This window comes from Pseudomonas donghuensis (assembly GCF_000259195.1).
GTDB lineage: Bacteria > Pseudomonadota > Gammaproteobacteria > Pseudomonadales > Pseudomonadaceae > Aquipseudomonas > Aquipseudomonas donghuensis.
Genome location: NZ_JH650768.1, coordinates 55,746 through 78,939 on the forward strand (window position 1 = coordinate 55,746; position 23,194 = coordinate 78,939).

At 64.0% G+C, this 23,194-nt stretch carries 23 protein-coding genes; 7 read left to right on the forward strand and 16 right to left on the reverse strand.

Features of this window, described 5'->3' with window-relative positions; all coding sequences use genetic code 11:
- Positions 1 to 27 precede the first annotated feature (27 nt).
- From UW3_RS0116390 to UW3_RS0116405, 4 genes are all read right to left on the reverse strand, one after another.
- Positions 28 to 1,599, reverse strand: coding sequence for a TerC family protein (locus UW3_RS0116390; RefSeq protein ID WP_010223613.1), 1,572 nt, complete (start codon positions 1,597 to 1,599; stop codon positions 28 to 30).
- Positions 1,600 to 1,859: 260 nt separating this feature from the next.
- A complete protein-coding gene (locus UW3_RS0116395) occupies positions 1,860 to 4,316 on the reverse strand; it encodes a TonB-dependent siderophore receptor (protein WP_010223615.1) in 2,457 nt (818 codons plus the stop codon).
- 77 nt (positions 4,317 to 4,393) lie between these two features.
- Positions 4,394 to 5,341: a FecR family protein gene (locus tag UW3_RS0116400; protein WP_010223617.1), complete on the reverse strand. Its 948-nt coding sequence runs from the start codon at positions 5,339 to 5,341 to the stop codon at positions 4,394 to 4,396.
- Positions 5,338 to 5,853 carry a sigma-70 family RNA polymerase sigma factor gene (locus UW3_RS0116405; RefSeq protein ID WP_026001368.1) on the reverse strand — a complete coding sequence of 172 codons (516 nt, stop codon included), beginning with the start codon at positions 5,851 to 5,853 and terminating at the stop codon, positions 5,338 to 5,340. Before UW3_RS0116405 ends, UW3_RS0116400 begins: the two co-directional genes overlap by 4 nt.
- 172 nt (positions 5,854 to 6,025) lie before the next feature.
- On the opposite strand from UW3_RS0116405, the gene UW3_RS0116410 reads away from it, so the two are divergent.
- Both UW3_RS0116410 and UW3_RS0116415 read left to right on the forward strand, forming a co-directional pair.
- Entirely contained in the window at positions 6,026 to 6,721 is a 696-nt protein-coding gene (locus UW3_RS0116410) for a helix-turn-helix transcriptional regulator (protein WP_010223621.1), read from the forward strand.
- Positions 6,722 to 6,726: 5 nt separating this feature from the next.
- Complete coding sequence (locus UW3_RS0116415; RefSeq protein WP_010223623.1) at positions 6,727 to 7,512, forward strand: PhzF family phenazine biosynthesis protein; 786 nt, start codon at positions 6,727 to 6,729, stop codon at positions 7,510 to 7,512.
- Between the two features lie 128 nt (positions 7,513 to 7,640).
- Here the strand turns inward: UW3_RS0116415 and UW3_RS0116420 are convergent, their stop codons facing one another.
- Both UW3_RS0116420 and UW3_RS0116425 read right to left on the reverse strand, forming a co-directional pair.
- Complete coding sequence (locus tag UW3_RS0116420; protein WP_010223625.1) at positions 7,641 to 8,813, reverse strand: MFS transporter; 1,173 nt, start codon at positions 8,811 to 8,813, stop codon at positions 7,641 to 7,643.
- Between the two features lie 91 nt (positions 8,814 to 8,904).
- Complete coding sequence (locus tag UW3_RS0116425) at positions 8,905 to 10,809, reverse strand: M14 family metallopeptidase (RefSeq protein ID WP_010223627.1); 1,905 nt, start codon at positions 10,807 to 10,809, stop codon at positions 8,905 to 8,907.
- A 73-nt stretch (positions 10,810 to 10,882) separates the two neighbouring features.
- Here UW3_RS0116425 and UW3_RS0116430 point away from each other — a divergent pair, with 73 nt between their 5' ends.
- Positions 10,883 to 11,203 (forward strand): cupin domain-containing protein, encoded by a 321-nt coding sequence (locus tag UW3_RS0116430; protein ID WP_026001370.1) that lies wholly within the window; start codon positions 10,883 to 10,885, stop codon positions 11,201 to 11,203.
- Between the two features lie 47 nt (positions 11,204 to 11,250).
- Here UW3_RS0116430 and UW3_RS0116435 read toward each other — a convergent pair whose 3' ends face one another.
- From UW3_RS0116435 to UW3_RS0116480, 10 genes are all read right to left on the reverse strand, one after another.
- Positions 11,251 to 11,736, reverse strand: a complete 486-nt coding sequence (locus tag UW3_RS0116435; protein ID WP_010223631.1) for a DUF2199 domain-containing protein — start codon at positions 11,734 to 11,736, stop codon at positions 11,251 to 11,253.
- Positions 11,737 to 11,836: 100 nt separating this feature from the next.
- Positions 11,837 to 12,457 (reverse strand): urease accessory protein UreG, encoded by a 621-nt coding sequence (gene ureG / locus UW3_RS0116440; protein WP_010223633.1) that lies wholly within the window; start codon positions 12,455 to 12,457, stop codon positions 11,837 to 11,839.
- Positions 12,458 to 12,467: 10 nt separating this feature from the next.
- Entirely contained in the window at positions 12,468 to 13,142 is a 675-nt protein-coding gene (locus UW3_RS0116445; RefSeq protein ID WP_010223635.1) for an urease accessory protein UreF, read from the reverse strand.
- Entirely contained in the window at positions 13,142 to 13,687 is a 546-nt protein-coding gene (locus tag UW3_RS0116450; RefSeq protein ID WP_010223636.1) for a HupE/UreJ family protein, read from the reverse strand. The genes UW3_RS0116445 and UW3_RS0116450 overlap by 1 nt, the downstream gene beginning before the upstream one ends.
- A gap of 22 nt (positions 13,688 to 13,709) precedes the next feature.
- Entirely contained in the window at positions 13,710 to 14,189 is a 480-nt protein-coding gene (gene ureE, locus UW3_RS0116455; RefSeq protein ID WP_010223638.1) for an urease accessory protein UreE, read from the reverse strand.
- Positions 14,190 to 14,198: 9 nt separating this feature from the next.
- The gene (gene ureC / locus UW3_RS0116460; protein WP_010223640.1) at positions 14,199 to 15,902 is read right to left on the reverse strand and encodes an urease subunit alpha; all 1,704 of its coding nucleotides are present in this window, start codon (positions 15,900 to 15,902) and stop codon (positions 14,199 to 14,201) included.
- Positions 15,899 to 16,216: an urease subunit beta gene (locus tag UW3_RS0116465; protein WP_010223642.1), complete on the reverse strand. Its 318-nt coding sequence runs from the start codon at positions 16,214 to 16,216 to the stop codon at positions 15,899 to 15,901. The genes ureC and UW3_RS0116465 overlap by 4 nt, the downstream gene beginning before the upstream one ends.
- Positions 16,217 to 16,225: 9 nt before the next feature.
- Positions 16,226 to 16,528: an urease subunit gamma gene (locus tag UW3_RS0116470; RefSeq protein ID WP_010223644.1), complete on the reverse strand. Its 303-nt coding sequence runs from the start codon at positions 16,526 to 16,528 to the stop codon at positions 16,226 to 16,228.
- 9 nt (positions 16,529 to 16,537) lie between these two features.
- The gene (locus tag UW3_RS0116475) at positions 16,538 to 17,371 is read right to left on the reverse strand and encodes an urease accessory protein UreD (protein ID WP_010223646.1); all 834 of its coding nucleotides are present in this window, start codon (positions 17,369 to 17,371) and stop codon (positions 16,538 to 16,540) included.
- Positions 17,372 to 17,624: 253 nt separating this feature from the next.
- A complete protein-coding gene (locus UW3_RS0116480) occupies positions 17,625 to 18,200 on the reverse strand; it encodes a CGNR zinc finger domain-containing protein (RefSeq protein WP_026001371.1) in 576 nt (191 codons plus the stop codon).
- 187 nt (positions 18,201 to 18,387) lie between these two features.
- Between UW3_RS0116480 and UW3_RS0116485 the strand changes: the two genes are divergently transcribed.
- From UW3_RS0116485 to UW3_RS0116500, 4 genes are all read left to right on the forward strand, one after another.
- On the forward strand, positions 18,388 to 19,254 hold the full coding sequence (locus UW3_RS0116485; RefSeq protein ID WP_010223650.1) for an alpha/beta fold hydrolase: 867 nt from the start codon (positions 18,388 to 18,390) through the stop codon (positions 19,252 to 19,254).
- Positions 19,255 to 19,360: 106 nt separating this feature from the next.
- The gene (locus UW3_RS0116490) at positions 19,361 to 21,211 is read left to right on the forward strand and encodes a caspase family protein (RefSeq protein WP_010223653.1); all 1,851 of its coding nucleotides are present in this window, start codon (positions 19,361 to 19,363) and stop codon (positions 21,209 to 21,211) included.
- Positions 21,208 to 22,095, forward strand: coding sequence for an alpha/beta fold hydrolase (locus UW3_RS0116495; protein ID WP_010223655.1), 888 nt, complete (start codon positions 21,208 to 21,210; stop codon positions 22,093 to 22,095). Before UW3_RS0116490 ends, UW3_RS0116495 begins: the two co-directional genes overlap by 4 nt.
- A gap of 124 nt (positions 22,096 to 22,219) precedes the next feature.
- Positions 22,220 to 23,194, forward strand: coding sequence for a quinone oxidoreductase family protein (locus UW3_RS0116500; RefSeq protein ID WP_010223658.1), 975 nt, complete (start codon positions 22,220 to 22,222; stop codon positions 23,192 to 23,194).

The window sequence follows — 23,194 nt, forward strand, 5'->3', positions numbered from 1 at the left end:
CGGTGCTGGTGCTGATCGCTGAGGGCGTCAGGCACCTGCTGCGTCAACGGCGGCGTTCGGTGTAAGGCGTACCTGCCGCACCCGACGCTCCTCCACCGCGACCACGGTCATCTTCCAGCTATTGCACACCAGGCTGTCGCCGACCATTGGCAAGCGATCGAGCAGGCTCATGACCAGGCCGGCGAGGGTCTGGTAGTCCTCGGTGGGTTTGGCGGCAAAACCGGTGCGCGCCTGGATCTGGCTGAGGTTCAGGGCGCCGCTGACGACAAAGCCCTGCTCGTCTTCGACAATGCCCGGCCCCTCGACCTCACTGGCATCCGGTAGCTCGCCGGCAATCGACTCGAGGATATCGGTCATGGTCAGCACCCCGGTGAAATCACCGAACTCGTTGACCACGAAGGCAATGTGCGTCGACTGGTTGCGCATCTGCTCCAGGGCGTTGAGGATGCTGAAACTCTCCAGCAGGTTCAGCGGCACCCGGGCCAGGCTCTCAAGGTCGGGCTGATGACCGGCCAGCAGCTCCTTGAGCAGCTCCTTCTTGTGCACGAAGCCCAGGGGTTCTTCGATGCGCCCGTCGCGAATCAGCGGCAGGCGCGAATAGGACGAATGCATCAGAGCAGTGCGAATCGCCTCGGCCGGCTGCGCCAGGTCAATCGCGTCGACCTCGGCCCGAACCGTCATCACCGTCTTGATTGGCCGCTCGGCAAGGTTCAGCACGCCGCTGATCATCACCCGCTCGCGGCGGTCGAACAGCACCTGCGCTTCACCGCCTTCAACCAGGTCGGCGATCTCCTCGCCAACGTCGTCGGCCTCGACCCGACGCCCGCCCAGCAGGCGCATGACCGCATGGGCGGTACGCTCACGCAGCGGCCGGTGCTGCTGCAGGCTACGTTTGCGCCGGGCACGGGCCAACTGGTTGAACAGCTCGATGAGGATCGAGAAGCCAATGGCCGCATACAAGTAGCCTTTGGGGATATGAAAGCCCAGGCCCTCGGCGGTGAGGCTGAAGCCGATCATCATCAAGAAGCCCAGGCACAGCATGATCACCGTCGGGTGGTTGTTGACGAAGCGGGTCAACGGCTTGCTGGCGACAATCATGATGCCGATCGAGAAGACCACCGCGATCATCATGATCGACAGTTCCTCGACCATGCCCACGGCGGTGATCACCGCGTCCAGGGAGAACACCGCATCAAGCACCACGATCTGCGCCACGATTGGCCAGAACGCGGCATGCCGCACGCTGCCGGTATTTTGCGCAACGTGGCCTTCCAGGCGCTCGTGCAGCTCCATGGTGGCCTTGAACAGCAGGAATACACCACCAAACAGCATGATCAGGTCGCGACCGGAGAAGTGCTTGTCGAACACCTCGAACAGCGGCGCAGTCAGGGTCACCATCCAGGAAATGCTGGCCAGCAGGCCCAGGCGCATGATCAATGCCAGCGACAGGCCGATCACCCGCGCGCGGTCGCGTTGATGGGGCGGCAACTTGTCGGCGAGGATGGCGATGAATACCAGGTTGTCGATACCCAGTACCAGCTCCAGCACAATCAGCGTGGCAAGGCCCAGCCAGGCCGTGGGGTCGGCTAGCCATTCCATGGGCGATTACTCATGTGCGGGAACAGGCGGGAAGCGTCACAAGGACGGGAGAAAGGCCGGAACGGCCGGGTACTGGGGGGCTCCGAGAACGAAGTCATGTCAACCTGAAATCAATTGGGGAAGTGATCCTACAATTGCAGCAGTCTTTTCTCACAGCATGAAACTATTTCAAATTCTGTAAGGCTTGAGCGGCGGCCCGCACATCAAGGGCGCCGCTCTTGCCTTACCTGTGCCCTCTGCGGTTACCCCGCAGGCTGCCCTTAGAAGCTCCAGCGCGTGGTCAGCATGAAGTTGCGCGGATCACCGTACAGGTTGCCGCCGTAGGCGGTATTGCCGGCAATGCTCTGGTAGTACTTCTTGTCGAACACGTTGTTCAGGTTCAAGCGCACATCCAGGTGCTCGGAGGCCTGGTAGCTGAGCATCAGATCGACCAGGGTATAGGCCTGCTGCTCGATACGGAAACGGCTCTCGGTGGCATAGAAGTTGTTGCCCTTGTTGTAGATCTGGTTCTGCCGGTACAGGCCGCCGCCGACCTTCCAGCGTTGCAGTTCACCCGGCAGTTGATAGGTGGTGAAGGCCTTGAACACATGGCGGGGAATATCAGTATCGAACAGGCGCCCCTCGTTGGCCGGGTTGCTGTCCTTGACGTATTTGACCTGGGCAAAGGTATAGCCCGCGCCCAACTCCCACCCCGGCAGAACGGTGCCGTTGAGCTCAAGCTCGATCCCTTCGCTGCGCAGTTTGCCGGCAGCCTCCGCGCAACTGGGCACCAGCGCCGAACACTCATTGATCTCAAGCGTCTTGGCGCGGTTTTGCTGGTCGATGCGAAACACTGCGGCACTGGCATTCAAACTGCCGTCGAAGTACTCGCCCTTGATCCCGAGCTCATAGTTCTTGCCCTCCATCGGCTCGATCGCGGTGCCCGCCGCGTCCAGTTCCGACTGCGGCTTGAAGATGTCGGTGTAGCTGGCGTACAGCGAATGGTGCACGTCCAGGTCATAGATGATGCCGGCGTAACGCGTGACATGACGCGTCACCGAGTAGTCGCTGCCGGTTGGCGCGCGGCTGCCGTTGCGGGTACGGGTGTCGTTGTCGTACCAGTCCAGGCGCCCGCCGAGGATCAGCTTCAGGTCGTCGGCCAGGTTGAAGCGGGTGGTCAGGTAGGCGCCGGTCTGCGAGGTCTCGCGATCCTGATGCCAGTAACTCAGGTCCAGCTCGCGCTTGGGCAGCGAGCCCGGGTCCCAGTTGTAGATATCCATGCCGATCGCGTCGTCGCTGTAGTTGCCCTTGCCTTCGAAGGTCAGCTCACGCCGGCTGGCACCGACCACCAGTTCATGGGTCCGCCCGAGCAACTGGAAAGGCCCCGATGCGTAGGCGTCGTAACTGCTCTGCTCATCGTCATAGTGGTACTGGCCCAGGTACTGACCGAACACCTCGCCCTCATCGCCCATGCGTTCGGTCATGGTGCCCAGCATCTTCAGGTCCGACCAGGTGCGGCTGGCGGCCAACAGCAGTTTCCAGTCGTTGTCGAAGCGGTAATCCAGGCGGCTGAACACGGTGGTGTTGTCCTGGTCCCAGTACTCCCAGTCATTGCCCAGGTAGGTCTTGCGGGACAAATGCAGGTCGCTGCCATCGATTGCCGTTGGCAGGCCACCCCAGGTCGCGGTGTTGTTGACGCGCTGGTTGGAGACGCCGAGGGTCAAGGTGCTGTTGTCGCTGAGGTCGGCCTCGCCAATGGCGTAGAACACCGAACGCTCGCTATCGGTGACGTCCTGAAAGCTGTTGCGCGTCTGGTACGCCGTGACCACCCGCCCGCGCAAGGTGGCGTTGTCGTTGAGTGGCCCGGAAGCATCCACTTCGCTGCGGTAGTTGTCCCAGCTACCGGCGCTGGCGGTGATGCTCACGCGCGGGTCCGCGGTCGGGCGCTTGCGCACCATGTTGATGGCCGCCGACGGCGTACCCGCCCCCTGCATCAGCCCGGTGGCGCCGCGCACCACTTCGACGTGGTCATAGATGGCCATGTCCGGCGCCGAGTTCATGTCCCGCGACAGGTAATGCGACAGGTCGTTGGACAGCCCGTCGTTCATCAGGTTTTCCACGGTAAAGCCACGCGCGTAGAACGTCGGGCGCTGCGGGCCATCCTTGGTCATGGACATGCCGGGGGTGCTCTTGAGCACATCCTCAAGGCTGCGCAGGTTCTGGTCGTCCATGCGCTGACGGGTGATCACCGTTACCGACTGCGGTGTCTCGCGAATGGTCAGGGCCAGCTTGGTCGCCGTCTGCATCGGCCCGGTGGTGTAGGAGCCACTGTCTTCGGTGATGCTTCCCAGCACCTGCCCATTGATACTGGTGGCGCCCAGTTCCAATGCCCCATTGGCGGCGGGCACCTCGACCAGCACATAGCCATCGCTGCTCGCCTGTGCCTGCAATGCATGGCCCCGCAGGACCTGGGCGAACCCTTCCTGCACGGCGTAACTGCCCTGCAGACCGGCGCTGGCAAGGCCTGCCACTTGCCCGGCATTGAACGAGATGGCCAGGCCGCTCTCGCGGGCAAAGCGGCTCAGCACGTCACCCAAAGGGCCGCCAGGAATGTCGTAGCGTTTTATCTGCTGCTGGGCCTGTAGCGGCTGGGCCGCCAGCAGAGGCACGGCGCCGAGGGCGAAGTGGACCGCCAGGGTCAACGCACGGCAGGGCTTGAATGGCTTGGGTGAAAGCATGTTCCCGACTCTCCGATGTATTGGGCTAATACAAGGACGCTCGGGTAACAAGAACTGGAAGCGTTTGATAATAATTTTTATTCGAGCCTGACACGGGTCAGCCACGGCGTGTAGTGCTCGACCCGGATCGGGAAGCTGCGCGCCAGCAGGCGCAAGGCCCGCTCGCTGTCGTCGGCAGGCAGCACCGCGGTGACGTTCAGGTGCGCCAGAGCCTTGGCATCGAACAGCAGGTAGCCCTGGTGATTGCGGGCCAGGCGCTCCAGCACCTCGCTCAAGGGTTGTTCGCGCACCAGCATCTGCTGCCTGGCCCAGGCCTGCTCCTGGCCCGAGGCATCCACTGCCTGCACCGCCTGCATGCCTGAGGCACTGAACTGCACCTGCTGTCCGGCGCTCACCGTCTGGGTGCTGGCGCCGCTGCGCACTTCGGTGCTCGACTCGATCATCACCAGGCGCGTGCTTTCGTCCAGGCGCTCCACCCTAAAACGCGTGCCCAGTGCGCGAATGCTGCCATGCTCGGTCACCACCCGGAACGGCCGGGCGGCATCCTTGGCCACGTCCACGAGGATGTCACCGCTGAGCAACCGAACGGTACGGGTCTGCGCGTCGAACTGCAGGTCGACCGCCGTACGGCCCTCCAGGCTGATCCGACTGCCGTCCGGCAATTGCTCGCTGCGCCACTGGCCCGTACCGGTGCGCAGATCGGCCATCAGGTAGGCCGGCGGATAATGCTGGAGCAAGGCAGCGCCGGGCAGCAACAGCGCCAGGCTGACGGCCAGCGCCTTGAGTGCCTGCTTGCCGGGGGCTCGCGCCGTCACCCGCTGCAAGGCGGCACGGGCCGGCGCACGCGGCAGTTCGCGCAGCGGTGCGAGGCTGCCTTGCAAACGCTGCACGGCGTCCAGGTGTTCATCGGCCTCGGCCAACCAGGCGCTGAACGCCTGCTGGTCGGCAGCGCTCGGTTCATCATCCAGGCGTACCAACCATTCGGCCGCCTCGCGCAACACCGCGGCGCTGGGTGACGGGCTCATCGTGCCGACTCGCTGGCGGCATGACACTGCAGCAAGGCCTGGACCAGATCGTTCTGCACGGTTTTGCTCGAGACCTGGAAGCGCTCGGCGATCTGCGCATGGCTCAGGCCTTCCAGGTGGCGCAGGATAAACACCTGACGTGCGCGCGCACTCATCTGCTCCAGCGCGCGGGCAATGTGTTCAAGGGCATTTACGGCCGCCAGCAGTTGTTCGGGTGAAGGGGCCTGCTCGAGGTGCTCGACGTGCCGCGCGAGTTCTTCACGGTACGCCTGCTCAAGCTTTTGCCGACGGCCGCGATCGACCAGCAGGCGGCGCGCCACCGTGGCCAGAAACGCTCGCGGCTCGCGCGGCGCCACGTAGGCACCGGCATTGAGCAGGCGCACGAAAGTGTCCTGGGCCAGGTCGGCGGCATTGTGCGGACAGTCCAGGCGCCGTCGCAGCCACCCCAGCAACCAGCCGTGATAGCCCTTGTACAAGGTGTCGAGACTGTCAGCAGGAGGAGGCACTTTCATCGGCGCAGGCATTAAATGAGAATGGTTATATCTTAAGTGTCTGAGCCGGGCGGACGCAATCCTGAAGGGCCCTAGCGGGTGGAGATGCTGGACATAAAATCTACAGTTAGTTGATATTTCAACTACTAGTTGATAATTTGACCGCGACCATTCAACTCCCTCGAAGGCCCTGATGAAGGTTTCCAGCGCATTGAGCAGCGAACGACAGCTGATCCTCGGCGTACTGCACAGCACCCTGAAAATGCTCAGCCATGCACTCGGCTCCCATACCGAAATCGTCCTGCATGACGTGCTCAACCCGCAGCGCTCCATCCTCGCCATCGCCAACGGCCATGTCACCGGGCGCCAGGTCGGTGATTCGGTGTTGGCCGGGCCGCGTCATGACCAGGGTTTCGCCGCCGTGCGCCGGGCGATGGACGATCGCTCCAGTAGCGAGCCGATCGTGGTCGAGAACTACGCCACCCTCGCCCCCGACGGCCGCCCCTTGCGCAGCGCTACCGTGGTTTATCGCGACAGCAGCGGGCAGCCGTTTGCCAGCCTGTGCATCAACACCGACCTCAGCGCGATCGCTGCCGCGCATCACGTGCTCGCAGGCCTGCTGGGGCTGGCCAGCGCACCTGCGCCAGTGCCGGATGAATCCCGGGACATGGAACAGTTGATGATCGAAATCATCCAGGACGCCTGCCCCGGCGGCGTGCTCGGCATGAAGAAAGCGCAAAAGATCCAGGCCGTGCGGCACATGCAGGAGCGCGGCCTGTTCATCGTCAAGGGCGGTATCGAGAAAGCCGCCGCCACACTCGGCGTGACCCGCTACACCATCTACAACTACCTGGAGCAGATCCGGGCGACAGACAACGGACAGGGATGAGCAGCATGCAACTTGAAATGTTCCAGGTAGACGCGTTTTCAGCCACGGCGTTTGGCGGCAATCCGGCCGCAGTGTGCCCGCTTGAGGCCTGGTTGCCGGATGCGACGCTGCAGCAGATTGCTGCCGAGAACAACCTGTCGGAAACCGCCTATGTGGTGCGCAATGGCGAGCTGTTCGAATTGCGCTGGTTTACCCCGACGGTAGAAGTCGACCTGTGTGGCCATGCCACCCTGGCGACCGCCTGGGTGCTGTTCGAGCAGTTCGCTGAACAGCGCGACACCCTGCGCTTTGCCACCCGTAGCGGCGAGTTGCGGGTTCGCCGTGACGGTGCTCGCCTGGCCATGGACTTCCCGGCCAAGCAGCCACAAGCCGTGGCAGTGCCCGATGGCTTGTTGCAGGCCCTGGGCCTGGAGCGGATCGAGGCGCTGTACCGCACCGATGACTACCTGGTGGTGGTCGAGGATCAAGCGCTGATCGCCGATCTTGAGCCCGACTATGCTGCGCTGGCGGCCTTTGACGTGCGCGGTATTGCGGTCACGGCCCCGGGCAAGCACTTTGACTTCGTCTCGCGCTGGTTCGGCCCGCGGGTAGGCGTCAATGAAGACCCGGTCACCGGCTCCGCGCACACCTCGCTGGCCCCCTACTGGGCCGAGCGCCTGGGCAAGCGCAGCCTGACGGCCGAGCAAGGCGGCGTGCGCAAGGGCCAGCTGCACTGTCAAGTACTGGACAACGGCCGGGTGATCATCAGCGGTGAGGGTGCGCTGTACCTGCGCGGAACGATCTTTATCTGAGCAGGCTCAACAACTGGCTGCCCTGGCCACAGGGCTCGGCTGGCGCAGAACCTGTGGGAGCTGGCTTGCCAGCGATGAGGACCGCCCAGCCAGCACACCCGGTGGCGCCTGGATTGCGACCGCTGCGCCTAAAGGGTCCTTGGCAGGTAGCTATGCAGTTGCCGCTCGACCCACCAGGACAACGGCAGGGTCAGCAGCAGGAGCGCCGCCAGGCCGATTACCGCCGCAGTGATGCCGGACCCATCGCCTAGGCGGCCGAACACCACCGGCGCCAGCGCGCCGCCACCAATGGTGCCGGTGTAGAACAAGGCAAAGGCCTGATCGCGCCTGCCCGCCCCCGCCAGTTCCGGCACCACGCCGTACAGCACCGACGAGGTGCCATTGAGCACCAGGCCCAGCAGCGGCAACAGCGCCATCATCGCCGCTAGCGGCAGGAACAACATCAACAGGATCAGCAACGCAGTGGCCGACTCGGTGAACCACACGGTTCTCATCATGCCAATGCGCGCACCCAGGTAGCCGCACACCAGCTTGCCGAAGGCGCCGCCGACAAACAGCAGCATCAACGCCAGGCCGATACCCGCGGAGCCGGCGCCCTTGCCTTGCAGCAAAAACGGTAGAAAGGTAAGAAACCCCATGCGCACGGCGCTGTCGAGGGTGCCGGTCAGCAGCAAGGCGGCCAGGCCGCTGCCGGAGTCGTTACCACGGGCAGACACGGTTTTGCGCGGGCTCGACGGCAACGACGGCTGCGGCGCAAGCAGCCACCAGAGTACGCCGGCGGCAGCCAGGCCAAGCAGGCCCAGCACGGTGACGCTGGTTTGCCAACTGGTTACCAGCAACAGCAAACCGACCCCGGCAGGCACCAGCATCTTGCCGATATCGCCGGCAAAATTGTACTGCGCCAGCGCCTCCTTGACCCCGCCCCCGGCCTCATGGGTGTCGGTGACCAACGACGACGCCAGGGGGTGCTGGGTACTGGCGCCAAGGCCGCCCAGCAACAGCGCGAGCAACAGCACAGCGAGGCCACTGGCCTGCCCGGCAACCAGGTAAGCCAGCCCGGCCAGGGCGGTGCCGCCGACCAACAGGCGCTCCCGGCCCCAGCGCTTTGCCGCGCGGCTGGCCAGCAGTTGCAGGCCCGCCATCATCCCGGCATAGGCGCCACGCAGCAGGCCGACCTGAGCAAAACTCAGGGCGAACTGCGCCTGCCACAGCGGCAGCAATACGTAGATAACGTCGGTAAGGCCGTCGTGCACGGCGTGGGCCATGCTGGCGGCGAAAAGCGAGCGACGGCGGATGTTCATGCAATGTAGGCTCTGGCTGAAAGACCAGAGCCTTTATAGATCACCGCTTTTGCCCAAGACCAATACCGATTTCAGACCGATTGATACCCGGTCAGTACACCGCGCCCACCGGATAGACAAACGCATTGACGTCATAGAACGGCGTGCGCGCGTAGAACCAGTGCAGGCGTGCGCTGGGGCTGGCGGCGAAGGCCTTGTCGTTCTTGAGCTTGCTGTCGAACTCGGCCTTCAGTTCCGGGCTCTCGGCGAGCATTTTGCGCGCCATGGGTTCCATCACGTATTCCTCCGGCTCTTCAGCCGCCACCAGGGTCGAATTGAAGAAGCCCCAGGCCCAGAACGAGTCCGGGCTTTCGGGGTATAGCAGGTTGACCGCCAGCACGCCCAACGGCTGGTCGGTATCGATCACCACCGAACCGGCCGGGAAGGTCTGCAAGCGCTCCAGCGGCTTGGCCACGCCACTGACCAGCAAGCGCCCTTCGTAACCGGGGATCTGGTTGCTTTGCGTGCGATCGGGTTCGAAACCACCCGCCACTTTCACCTCATCCATGCGATACAGCGTAACGGCAATCGGTGTCGGCTTGTCGAGAGTGGTCATGTGGATGCCATGGGCCTTGAGCCGGGCGATCACCTCGCGCCACTGCCCCGGCACCACGTACTGCCGGGGCCGCTTGACCACCAGGTCGGGCTCGGTGTTGCCGGTGACCGGGACCTTGAGTTTTTTCGCCGTGTTGCTCCAGACAATGGTCCTGGCGCCAGTAATCGGCGACTGCTCATAGCGGTAATCACCTACGGTAAACGCTGTGGTCTGGGCCTTGCCCGGCTTCCAGGTCAGGGTCACCTGCTCTTGCGTCTCCAGGCGTTCGCGGTCCTGGCGGATGGCTTCGTTGAGCGACACCGCCTGATCGCCGATCACCTGGAACATGCTCTTGAGCATCACGTAATTGCCCAGCACCTGGGTCTGGTACGGGTGCAATGCGTGTTGCTCGATCAGGATCGACGGTACATTGCGGATATCGCCGTACTGGTTGGAAAAACGTGCGTAGTCCGTGCGGTACGGGTAGTAGCCCTGGCTCGGGTCCTGGTTGCTGTTGAGGCTGATGCACTCGTGCACCACATGGCCGTCGGCCTCCAGCGCCTGGTACACCGGTGCGCGCATGACGTTGTCCATCCAGGCGCTGCTGGCCGGCGACCAGCCATTGCCATTGTGGCAATACGAACTGTCGTAAGGGTACATGGCGCCATCAGTGGAGTGGGTGTCAGCGAAGAAACTCAGTTGGTAGGTGTTGAACACCCAGGCGACGTTGCGGATTTCGGCACTGTCGAGCTTGGTGAAGTCACGGTTGAGGTTGTAGTTCAGGCCGTTGACCCGCCAGCCGGTTTCATCCGGGCCGTTCTGGTTGATCCGCCCGTAGGCACTGCGGCGCAGGTCGCCGTCGACATTGACGGTGGGAATGAACAGGATGTTGACCTTCTCCAGCAAGGCAGCCAACGGTTTGTCACCCGTGGTCATGTCACGCAGGAGCATGAACATCGCATCCTTGCCATTGGCTTCGCCCGGGTGAATCTGGGCCTCGACGAAGATCGTCGGCTTGCCCGATTCATTCAACCCGGCCGGCGATTTGTCGACCTCAAGGGAGGCGATGGCCATCAACATCGGGTGACCTTCGGCGCTTTTTTCCGGCAGGTCGTTGAGCACGATATTGCCACCGGAGGCCGCCGCCAGGCGGGTCATGTAGGCGCGGGTTTCGTCGTAGTTGCTGGTCTGGCGGAATTCGCTGGCTTCGGCCTGGGTGATCAGCGGGTTGTCCGGCTTGGCAAGGTAGCGGGTGCTGGTCAGGGTCTGGGCGAACATTGGCGGCAGGATGCGCTGCTTGGCAGCCGGCGAATAACCGCTATCGTCGATGTAGGACGGCGCGCTTGGCAATGCCGCCAGAGCTGGCAGGGCCGCGCCCAGCAGCATTGCAACAACGAGGGGCCGCAAAAGCGGGTGTTTCATGATCAATCCCTATCATGAGTGGCAGGTGCCCACCTTAAACCACAACGTGCAACCAGACGAGAGCCAGGCCACCATGCTCGACAACCTGTTTGATCCACTGCCCACGGCGGGCGCACAAGAGCACTTCGAACAACTGCTGACCCGCCCGGGGCTGCGCATTGAACGCATCGTCTCCCACGGCCAGGCCAGCCCACCGGGGTTCTGGTACAACCAGGCGCAGGGCGAATGGGTGCTGCTGCTGGCCGGGTCTGCCGGGTTGCGGCTGGAACATGAGCCTGCCGAGCGGGTGCTGCGACCGGGGGATTTCATTGATATTCCGGCGCACTGCCGGCATCGGGTCGAATGGACCGACAGCACCCAGGCCACGGTGTGGCTCGGGGTACATTATGACTGATGGGTGGCATAGGCCTGGCCACCCAGCACGATACGGGCCTGGGCCTTTCAGGCGAAGATCACGCTGTACTCATGCGCGCGGTGCAAGGAAATCCCGTTGGCCTGCTCCACGGCCAACGGGTGGCTGCTGGCGCTCAGCGTCACACTGGGGCGTGAGGTCGGCCCGCTCAACTGCAGCAGGCCTTCCAGCCCCAGGGTCTCTGGCAGGTTGGCAATGCTGTTGGCCAGGCGTACGGCAAAAGGCGGCTCGCCAGCCTGGCCCTCATCACGCCAGAGCTCGCAGACACGTTCGAAATCGCTCGGCTGCAGTTCAACCCAGATACCGATGCAGTAGCTATCGTTCATTTGCGCCACGGCCAGTGGCAACAGTGCCCGCAGAAAAAACCGCTCGCCGGCGATCACACACCAGTCGTTGCTTTCCCTAACCTTGTGCTCGCGCTCCTCGGCGCTAAGCGCGAACAGCGCATCCGGACGCCGGAACGCCAGTTCACCCAGGTCATCGGCGTGGTCCTTGCCGCACTGACTGCACATCATCAAAGTTGCCTCCTGCATTGGATCGAGTCGTTGGGGGTGGCGACTCTATCAGGCCCACGCATTCCTGCGGAAGCTGGCTTGCCAGCGATGCTGTTGACGATCACAGCGGTTTCAACATGCCCCGCTCGACGATGAAATCGATCACCTGCTGCAAGCCTTGCCCGGTCTTGAGGTTGGTGAAGGTCCACGGCCGTTGCGGGCGCATGCGCTGGGTGTCCTTTTCCATTACCTCCAGCGAAGCTCCGACGTAAGGCGCCAGGTCAATCTTGTTGATCACCAGGAAGTCCGACTTGGTGATCCCCGGCCCGCCCTTGCGCGGGATTTTTTCACCTTCGGCGACATCGATCACGTACACGGTCAGGTCCGCCAGCTCCGGGCTGAAGGTGGCGCTGAGGTTGTCGCCGCCGCTCTCGACAAAGATCACTTCGAGGTTGCCGAACGTGCGCGCCAGTTCTTCCACCGCCGCCAGGTTCATCGAGGCGTCCTCGCGGATCGCGGTGTGCGGGCAACCGCCGGTTTCCACCCCGACAATGCGCTCGGGGGCCAGGGCGCCGGCCTCGGTGAGGATGCGCTGGTCTTCCCTGGTGTAGATGTCGTTGGTCACCACGGCGATCTCATAATGGTCGCGCATGGCCTTGCACAGCGCTTCGAGCAGCGCGGTCTTGCCGGAGCCGACCGGGCCGCCGACACCGACGCGCAGGGGTTGTTGGTAGCTTTGCATGGGGGTTTCCTCAGGATCGGAACAAGCGGGTGTATTGGGTTTCGTGCCGCGCCGAGGCAATCGCCAGCAACGGCAAGCCGCCGCCGAGCTGGTCATCGCCAAGGGCCAGGGCGGTTTGCAGCACCTGGGGTAGAACTTCGCTCAGGTCACGCAGCAAGGTCTGTGCCGCTTGCTGGCCAAACGGCACCAGCTTGACCCCGGCCATCACCGCGCCTTCGAGCCAGGCATAGCCGTGACCAAGGGCCAGATCACGCAACGGGATCTCCCAGTGCACAGCCAACCAGGCCATGCCACCGAGCTGGCTGAGCTCCAGCGACGCACGCCATTCAGGCGCCTGGCCCAGTTGCCAGCCATCGAGCAGGCGGGTCAGGGCCATGCCGCGTTGGCGTTCTTCCAGGCGTAGTTCGGCGGTTTCGCGGTTGGCCAGTAAAAACCGGCTCCAGCGCGCGAACGCCTCGGCATCGTCATCCAGGCAAGCTTGATACAGCCGCGCCAGCAGCGGCCAGTCGAGGTGGCACAGGGTGTCCTCGATCTGTTGGCATTGCCAGTTGCGAAAACCTTCGGCGCCCTGCACCCAGCCGGCCTCCACCGCCCACTCCAGGCCTTGCGAGTAGGTGAAACCACCCACCGGCAGGCTCGGGCTGGCCAGTTGCAGCAAGCGCAGCAGCTTCAGGTCGTGGCTCATCAACCGGCCAGCACCAACGCGGCGCCGGCCAGCAGGCCGCCAGCGAAGGCCTTCTGCAAGCCCTGGTGCCGACGCAGCAGGCATCCCGCGCCAAAGCCGACCAGCAACAACAGGCCACTGACGCTGACGAACCCTGCGCTGAACACCCAGAACGCGCCCGGGCTGGCTTCAACGCCATGGGCCCAACCGTGGAACAGGGCAAACAGCGGCATGGCCAGGGCCAGCAACACCTGGCGGCTGGGCACCAGCAGCGCCGCGGCGGCCACCAGCAGCGAGCCGATGATCATGGTTTCCATGCCGAGCACACCGCCGAACACGTGGCCCATCAGCGCCCCGCCGAACATCGCGCCCAGGGTCAGCAACGGCAGCGCCAGGGTGCGCCCGGTCAGGGCCGCGAGCACGCCGGTGCCGAGCAGCATCAGCAAGTGATCAAGGCCGGTCAGCGGGTGCAGCAAACCGTCCTGCAACGGGTTGGCGTCATGGCCGGGGTGGGCGAACGCCGGAACCGCAACCAGCAGCAGTGCGAGGGTAATGAGTTTTTTCATCGGGCAATCTCCTTATCGACAATCAGTGCTGAGCGACGCGAACGAACAAATGGTCACTGTGGGCGTGGCTGTGCGGCGCGCTCTGGTAGGCACCGGCTTCAGGCTCGAACGGCGCCTGCTCGAGCTCCACCTCCAGGCCCAGGCCGCGGACCATCTCATCGAGCACATGGTCGTGCTGATAACGCACCAGGCCGGCCTCGATCTGCAGCGGTACATGGCGGTTGCCCAGGTGGTAGGCGGCGCGGGCCAGCAACAGCGGATCGGCGCAGCGCACCGTGGACACCTGCTCGGCCGCCGCCAGCACGCGAATCACCTCGCCGCCCTGCGCTTCGCCAAGCAGTTCGCCACCGCGCAGCAACTGCCCGCGTTCGAGCATCAAGCCGGCCTCGCGGCCATCGTCGAGGGTGACGCGCACGCGGCTCTTGATGCGCGTGTCGACAGTGAGGGTGACGGTGCCGCTTACCTGGGCGGTGTCGCTCAGGCGACGGGTCAAGAGGATCATGCTCGCTCCTTAAAACAGAAAATAACGCTGGGCCATCGGCAACACCGTGGCCGGTTCGCACACCAGCAGCTCACCGTCGGCGCGCACCTGGTAGGTTTGCGAGTCGACCTCGATCATCGGCAACCGGCCGTTATGAACCATGTCGCCCTTGCGCACCGTGCGGCAGCCTCGAGCCTCGCCGATCAGGCTGTGCAGCCCCAGTTGCCGGTGCACGCCACGGTCGATCGCCGCCTTGGACAGAAAGGTCATGCGCGTGGCATGGCGCGCGGCGCCCAGGGCGCCGAACATCGGACGGTAGTGCACCGGTTGTGGGGTCGGGATCGAGCCGTTGATATCGCCCATGGGTGCCATGGCGATCATCCCGCCCTTGATCACCAGCGCAGGTTTCACCCCGAAGAACGCCGGCGCCCAAAGCACCAGGTCAGCCAGTTTGCCGGCCTCGATCGAGCCCACTTCATGGGCGATGCCATGGGTCAGCGCCGGATTGATGGTGTACTTGGCGATGTAGCGCTTGACCCGGAAGTTGTCGCTGCGTGCGCTATCTGGCGCCAAGGGGCCACGGCGCAGTTTCATCTGGTGCGCCACCTGCCAGGTACGCAGCACCACCTCCCCGACCCGGCCCATGGCCTGGGAGTCGGACGAGGTCATGGAAAACGCCCCGAGGTCATGGAGGATGTCTTCGGCGGCAATCGTCTCGCGGCGGATGCGCGACTCGGCGAAGGCCACGTCTTCGGCAATGCTCGGGTCCAGGTGGTGGCAGACCATGAGCATGTCCAGGTGCTCGTCGACGGTGTTCTGGGTGTAGGGCAAGGTCGGGTTGGTCGAGGACGGCAGCACGTTGGCAAAGGCTGCGGCGCGGATGATGTCCGGCGCATGGCCACCGCCGGCGCCTTCGGTGTGGAAGGTATGGATGGTGCGGTCGCCAATGGCCGCCAGGGTGTCCTCGATGCAGCCGGATTCATTGAGGGTGTCGGTGTGGATCGCCACCTGCACGTCGTGTTCTTCGGCCACGCTCAGGCAGCAGTCGATGGCCGCCGGGGTCGAGCCCCAGTCTTCGTGCAGTTTCAGGCCGACGGCGCCGGCTTCGATCTGCTCGCGCAGGGCCTCGGGCCGTGAGGCGTTGCCCTTGCCCAGCAGGCCGATATTGATCGGCAACTGGTCGGCGGCCTGGAGCATGCGCGCCAGGTACCAGGGCCCGGAGGTGCAGGTGGTGGCATTGGTGCCGGTGGCAGGCCCGGTGCCGCCGCCGATGAAGGTGGTAATGCCCGAGGTCAGCGCTTCTTCGACCTGCTGCGGGCAGATGAAGTGAATGTGCGAGTCGATGCCGCCAGCGGTGACGATCTTGCCTTCGGCGGCGATCACCTCGGTGCCCGGCCCCACCGCCAGGGTCACCCCCGGTTGCACATCGGGGTTGCCGGCCTTGCCGACGCCGACGATGCGCCCGTCCTTGATGCCGATGTCGGCCTTGACGATGCCCCAGTGGTCGATGATCAGCGCATTGGTCAGCACCAGGTCCAACGCCTGGGCGGCAAGCATCTGGCCCTGGCCCATGCCGTCGCGGATGACCTTGCCGCCGCCGAACTTGACCTCCTCGCCATAAACCGTGAAGTCCTTCTCGACCTCGACCCACAGCTCGGTATCGGCCAGGCGCACGCGGTCGCCCACCGTCGGGCCGAACATGTCGGCATAGGCCCTGCGCGATATCCGGCTCATGCCTGATTCTCCAGCTTGCCCATGACCTTGCCCTGAAAGCCGTAGACCTCGCGTTTGCCGCGATACGGCACCAGGTGGACGGTGCGTGCCTGGCCCGGTTCGAACCGCACGGCGGTGCCGGCGGCGATATCCAGGCGCAAGCCACGGGTCGGCTCGCGCTCGAACACCAGGGCGTTGTTCACCTCGTAAAAGTGATAGTGCGAGCCGACCTGCACCGGCCGGTCGCCGTGGTTGGCGACGGTGACGCTGATTACCGCCAGGCCTGCATTGAGTTCGATGTCGCCGTCGGCGACCTGTACTTCTCCGGGAATCATCCTGCGCTCCTAGATGATCGGGTCATGGACGGTGACCAGCTTGGTGCCGTCGGGAAAGGTCGCTTCCACCTGCACATCGGGGATCATTTCGCTGACCCCGGCCATCACCTGGTCGCGGCGCAGCACTTCGCGGCCCAGGTTCATCAGCTCGGCCACGGTGCGCCCGTCGCGGGCACCTTCCATCACCGTGGCGCTGATCAATGCCACCGCTTCCGGGTAGTTGAGTTTCAGGCCACGGGCCAGGCGCCGCTCGGCCAGCAGCGCGGCGGTGAACAGCAGCAGTTTGTCTTTCTCTCGCGGGGTCAGCTCCATGGCGTTCTCTCAAGTGGCCCAGATCCGCGGCGGGCATGGCGCCAGGCCGACCACGACGGGTCGCAAGGCGTGCCAGAGCCGCTGCAGGGTAAGTTGCAGGCGTTGGTTGTCGTGGTCGAGCAGGCGTACCACCAGCAGTTGGCCGAGCAGGGTCGCGCCGGCCGGGGCGCCCAGGTCTTCGAGCAGGGCGCGGCTGTGGTCGAGCAGTTCGCTGCTGGCCGGGTAGGCGCAGAAGGTCGCTTGCAGGGGGAAGCCTGCGAGCTTGTCGAGCGGCCCGCCGTCGATGCGCAAGCGTTCGTGCAGGCCCGGGTCGTCGGCCACCTCGATGTGCAGGCGACTGTCGAGGGCGCCGTGGCTGAAGGTCTCGCCCATCACCGGGCGGCCCAGGCACAGGGTTTCCCAGGCCAGCAGGCGCGCGCCAGGCGCCAGGGTAAAACGGTTTTCCAGATGCACGCGGGCGCCGGCAAAGCAGATGTTGCCCTGGGGCAGCCATTCGAGCGTGCTGTCTTCGGCCAGGCAGAAGTGCTGCTGGAGAATCGAGGTCGGGCCGGCGCTACGGTAGAACTTGGTCGCTCCGGGCATGGTCAGCAGCGCATGGCTACCCGCCTCCAACTGCACATCGAGCAGCAGCTTATCGCCACCGACCACGCCGCCTGGGGGGTGCAGCACATAGACGTGGCACGGTGCGCCTTCGGGATAGAACGGCCGCTGCACCAAAAGAGGACCGAAATGGCGCCGCGCACCAATACAGGTCCTGGTCTCGCCCCGGACGAAACGCAGCCTGAGCTCGGCGCGCCAGCCGGCATCAGCGTTGACCTGGTCGGGGAGTTCGGGGAGCGACATGCCTCAGGTTCCAGTAAACGCTGCAGCTATCGGGCTACAGGCGCATTTGCAAGAAACAACCTGCGCGCTCAAGCCAATGCGGCGACTTGCAGGTTTGACCAATCGATCAGCAATCGATGGCAGAGGCAAAGCACATAGCGGGCCAAGATGGCGCGCTGGAGGGGTTTGTTTAAACCGCCGGCATGCACCGGTTTAGCGCTGCCCGGCTGCCGGGTGTTTAAACCCGGGCATCAGAGCCTTCCTACAATGGCGGCTACTCCTGGCGCAGGCGCTTGCGGTGCTCGGCGACTTTATGCCGGTTGCCGCACACCGCCATGCTGCACCAGCGCCGACGGTGGGACTTGGTGCGGTCGTAGAACCAGAGGATGCAGTCCGGGTGTTCGCAGGTCCTGACCAGGCTGAAGTCGCCGCCGGCCAACAGCTCGGCCGCTTGCTCGGCCAGGGGCGCCAGCAGTTGCTCGGCCGAACGCTGCTCGGCCACTCGCAGCAGTTTCGGGCCATCGTGGTTGTCCCACAGCAGTTGCCCGTGGCTGGCGCCCTGGGCCAGGAAGCGGTTGAGGATCGCCGGATCGCCGCGCCCGCCCGCCTTGCGTTGCTCGACCAGCGCGCGCAATGACTCGCGCAAGGTAACTGCCGCTTCCAGCAAGGCGCCCTTGGCCAGGCGCGGCACCGCCCCCTGGTGCAAGCCCAGGCGCTGCAGCCAGGCCAACACGTCGGCATCGCTGTGCCAGAAGTCGGTGCGCTGGCCGTCGACGATGGCCACGGTGTTGAGCATGTCCAGCACCGGGTGATCGGCAAGGACATAGGGTTCGGTGATGGCGTCGGTCATGGCCGTTCTCGGCAGCGGGCGTGGCTCCATGGTAACCCTTATTTTCAGCGTTTCAAGTTACAGAGCCGCTCATCGATGAGCTTATTGTAACCCTTAAAATGAGTTTGACAGGTTACTTGAGCCGTGCAAGATTTGTTTGCGTAGTAACCCTTCATATCAACTAAACAGGTTACAGAGGAACAGTCCGATGAGCACTCCTGCCCCAACCGTGCGCTACCAGTTCGTCGACGCCGACGGCATTCGCGTGTTCTACCGTGAAGCCGGCGAGCCCGGTGCCCCGGTGTTGCTCCTGCTGCATGGCTTCCCGAGTTCATCCCATCAGTTTCGCGACCTGATCCCGCTGTTGGCCGCGCACTTTCACCTGATCGCCCCGGACCTGCCGGGTTTCGGCTTCACCGAAGTGCCGGCCGCGCGCGAGTACCGCTACAGCTTCGATGCCCTGGCGCAGACCCTCGGCGCCTTTGTCGAGGCGCTGGAACTCAAGCGCTACGCGATGTATGTGTTCGACTATGGCGCGCCCACCGGCCTGCGTCTGGCCGTGGCGCACCCAGAGCGGGTCACGGGCTTCGTGTCGCAAAATGGCAATGCCTACTTTGAAGGGCTGGGCGATGCCTGGGCGCCGATTCGCGCCTATTGGGCCGACCCCTCTGCCGCCAACCGCAAGACCGTCAGCGACGCGGTCCTGCACCTGGAAGGTACCCGCTGGCAATACCTGTATGGCGTGGCTGATCCTACCCTGGTCGCGCCGGAGTCCTACACCCTGGATGCGCTGTTGCTCGAGCGCGCAGGCAACAAGGAGATCCAGCTCGACCTATTCCTCGACTACGCCAACAACCTTGAGCGCTACCCGCAGTTCCAGGCGTTTTTGCGCGAGTATCAGGTGCCTTCGCTGATCATCTGGGGCAAGCACGACCCGTTCTTCATTGCCCCGGGGGCCGAGGCCTACAAGCGCGACAACCCCAATGCCGTGGTCGAGCTGCTCGATACCGGCCACTTTGCCCTGGAGACTCATGCGCCCTGCATTGCCCGGCGAATTATCGAGGTGTTGGCCTGACTGCCCTGCTGGCACCTCGTCGCCCGGCACCGGCGCCGCACTGGATAAGCGCAAAAACCGCCCCATACTGATAGCACTACGCCTCTAGCGGACCGAGGGCCGGGCCATGAGCCGAAACGTTGGTTTGATTGCCGTCGGGGTGGATCACACTGGCATTCTGGATTCGTTGAAGGGCGCGGCCAGCGGGGCACTGCAATTTGCCCGCTGGCTGGAGGAGCAACAGCAGTTCGGCATCAGCCCGAGCATCAGCGTGCTGACCGATCAGAATGACCAGGTGGTCGAAGCCAAGGCGATCCAGACCGCCGCCCGCGACTTGCTCGCGGTCGGCGGGCTCGACCTGTTGATTCTGTATTTCTCCGGGCACGGCATTGTCAAGAACGGCGCCGATGAACAAGTCTTGCTGTCGAACGTCAAGGACTACCCCGACGAAGCCATCAACATTGCCGCAACGGCGCTCAACGCCCGCCATATTGGCGTACCCCATGTCGTGATCATCTCCGACGCCTGTCGCAATGCGGTCGACCCCTTTGGTTCATTGGGCCAGGTCAGTGGCAGGCCGGCGGTGAAACGCGGTGCGGTGGTCGGCATCAAGCCCGGCAAGGTCGATATCTTTTACGCCACCGAACCGTCACAAACCGCCAAGGAGTACAAAGGCGAAGGCTTCTTTACCAAGGTCCTGCTCGAAGCGCTGCAAAGCCCACCGACAGAAATTTGCGAGACCTGGCCGGGCTCCAGCGTGCCGATCATTCCCACCTGGCTTCTGGAAGACTACCTGTACAACCAGGTGCCGACCCGCGCCCAGCAGCAAACACCGCGATTCGAGCAAACGCCGGACATCATTGTCCAGGCGCGCCAACCGCTGTTCCTCGGCTATGCCAGCCCGCCGCTAGTCTTTGCGAGCCCTTCCCCGCTGCCTGGCCCCGGGCCGCTGGACTACGGCCTGCCGGCTGGAGCCGGAGCACCCTACTTTGAGCAAATCCAGATCCTGCCGCTTCCCGATCTGTTTCCAGCAGACCTCAGGGTCACCAGCCGAAACCAGGCGATACAACAGGTGGCCAGCAGCTTTCTCAAGGAACCCGAGGCGTACATCAGCACCACATTGCTTGAACAAGCCGGCCTCGACGAAGCCTACCGGCGCAACCTGCAGCGCTACACAGCACTCCCCCAGAGCCTGGCCGAAAGCGGATTGCGCATCATCGGCAGCCAGGCCATCAGCGTGCTGGTGGCCCCCGGCCAAGCGGCGCCCCTTGTGCAAACCCATGACCAGCAGAGCATCATCAGCCTGGCGCCGTCTGCTCAGGCACAGTCAGTCATCGTCACGTTCAGCGACGACACCCTGATCGTCTTGCCGGTCATGCCCGGCTACATCGGCACAGTCCACGTAGACGAAGGCCTGGTGCAGTCGGTTTCGTTCGAGATGGGTATGACCCTGGCCCAGACCTTTGCGCAAACTCCGAGCAGGCGCCTGCACCTGCACCACCTGCAAGCACTTGCCGCAGCCTTCGCCAGCAGCGCCAAACTGCGCACCTTGGCCGCGACCCAGGCATCGAGCTTCGCCGATGTCCTGCGCCAGGAAAAGCGACTGGACCCGACCTTGGGCATCTACGCCGCCTACGCCTATCTGCTGGCCGCTGACGACCAAGGCGTGCGTTCGGTACTGAGCTACTTCCTTGACTACCAGGCATCGTCCCAACCGCCTTTGCCCGTGCCGTTCGATGTGGCTTTGCTCGCCGGCGCCCTGGCATCCGGCAAGCGCAAGGCACGGCCGCTGATCGCCCCGTTCTGCCCGATGATGAGCCTGGGTTGGACAGTGCTGGCAGCCCATGGCAAGAACCAGAAGCTCCACCCTGCAATCCTCGAAGCCGGTAAATACCGGCTCAATACTGAATGGTCGACCTTTCGCCGCCGCGATACCCAACCGCTTATCGAAGCTTTTCTACAAGGAGAGTTGTCATGAAAGTCGTGTTCATCCATGGCCGGTCACAACAAGGCAAGAACCCGCTCACCCTGCAAAACACCTGGACCAATGCCTTGATCAAGGGTTTTGAAGACATCGGTTCGCCCTACACTGGCGTGGTCGATGTGGCCTTCCCTTACTACGGCGATCTGTTGTTCGACGAAACCTACCGCAGAGCGCAGAAAGACTTTCAGGTACTCACCGACAAAGGCGCCGACGCCGCGGCCCCGGGTGGCGAGGAAGAAGAGTTCATGCGCCAGGTCATTTACGACATTGCCAAGCAGCAAGGTATCAGCAAGGAACAGATCAACGCCGAGGCCAATGGCGAGATGCTTGAGAAAGGTGTTCAGAACTGGCGCGGCGTGCTGGCGGCCCTGCGCCTGCTCGATCAGTTACCCGGTGTCGGCGCGACCTCGGTCGAGTTATTCACCCGCGATGTGTGGTACTACCTGACCGAAAAAACCATCCGTGACGCGGTCAATACGTTGGTCGATGCGCAGCTTCCAGAAAACGATCCGTGCATCGTGGTGGCCCACTCCCTGGGTACCATCATTGCCTATAACCTGCTGATGAACCGGCCTGCTCGCAGCAACATCAAGGGCCTGGTGACCCTCGGCTCGCCCCTGGGCATTGAAGCCATCCTGAGCCGGCTGCCCTCCAACGGTTCGCCGCGCAAGGCCCCGGATGGCGTACCCAGCTGGGTCAACATTCGTGACAAACGCGATGTGGTGGCGCTCTACGAAATTCCCGCCGCGCGGTTCAGTGGAGCACCTGCGGTGCAAAACCACAGCAACGCCAGCAACGGCAGCGATAACCGCCACGGCATCGTCGAGTACCTCAACGACACAATCGTAGCGGGCGTATTACGGCCTTTGCTGGCATAAGCACGTTCAAACCCTCAGACTCGTGCACTGGCTGCTGCAATCAACTGCATGCAAGCCGATTGCTGGACCCTGGTTGAGAAAATACCCTTGAACGCACCTTAACTGTGTTTCAGGATTCTCAACCATGGTCATGCACATCCGCCTCCAGCAGACTGGCGCACCACGTGTTCTGCACCTCGAACAAACCACCGCGCAAGTACCCGGCCCCGGCGAGGTCTGGCTTGAACAGGCGGCGATCGGCGTCAACCCGCTGGACGTCAGCCAGCGCAAGGGCGATGTGCGCATCGCCCTGCCCTCGGGCCTGGGCCTGGAAGGCGCCGGGACGGTAGCGGCAATTGGCGCGGGGGTCAGCGGCATCGCTGTCGGCGAGCGCGTCGGCTACGCCACCGGCCCGCTGGGCGCCTACGCCAGCGCCCGGCTGTACCCCGCCGAACGGCTGGTCAAACTCCCGGACACGCTCGGCCTGGACCACGCCGCCGCGCTGCTGTTCAAGGGCATCACCGCCCACTACCTGCTTCACAGCACTTACCCGGTCGGGCCCGGCACGCGGCTGATGATCTACGGCGCCGCCGGTGCCCTGGGGCAGTTGCTGGTGCCCTGGGCCAAGCACCTGGGCGCGTTTGTCATCGGCGTGGTGTCGAAACCAGAAAGTGTCGCCCGCGCCCGGGCCGCCGGCTGCGACGAGGTGCTGGTGTTCGACGCCGCCACCCTGGCTGCGCAGGTGCTGGAACTGACCCAGGGGCAGAAACTCGACGTGGTCTACGACCCGATTGGCCGGGTGTCGTTCGAGGCCTCGCTGGACAGCCTGCGCCCACGCGGCTTGCTGGTGTCCTGCGGCATGGCTTCGGGTGCACCACCGGCCATCGAACTGAGCACCCTCAACGCCAAGGGCTCGTTGTTCATCACCCGCCCGTCGCTGGCGGCGCACACGGCAACGGCTGCCGAATACCAGCAACGTGCCGGGGAGGTGCTGGCGGCGGTGGCGGCAGGTATCATTCGCCCGCAGATCTGCAAGCGTTATGCCCTGGCCGACGCCGCCATGGCCCATGAAGACCTGCAATATGGACGTTCACAGGGCGCGATCATCCTCACGCCCTGA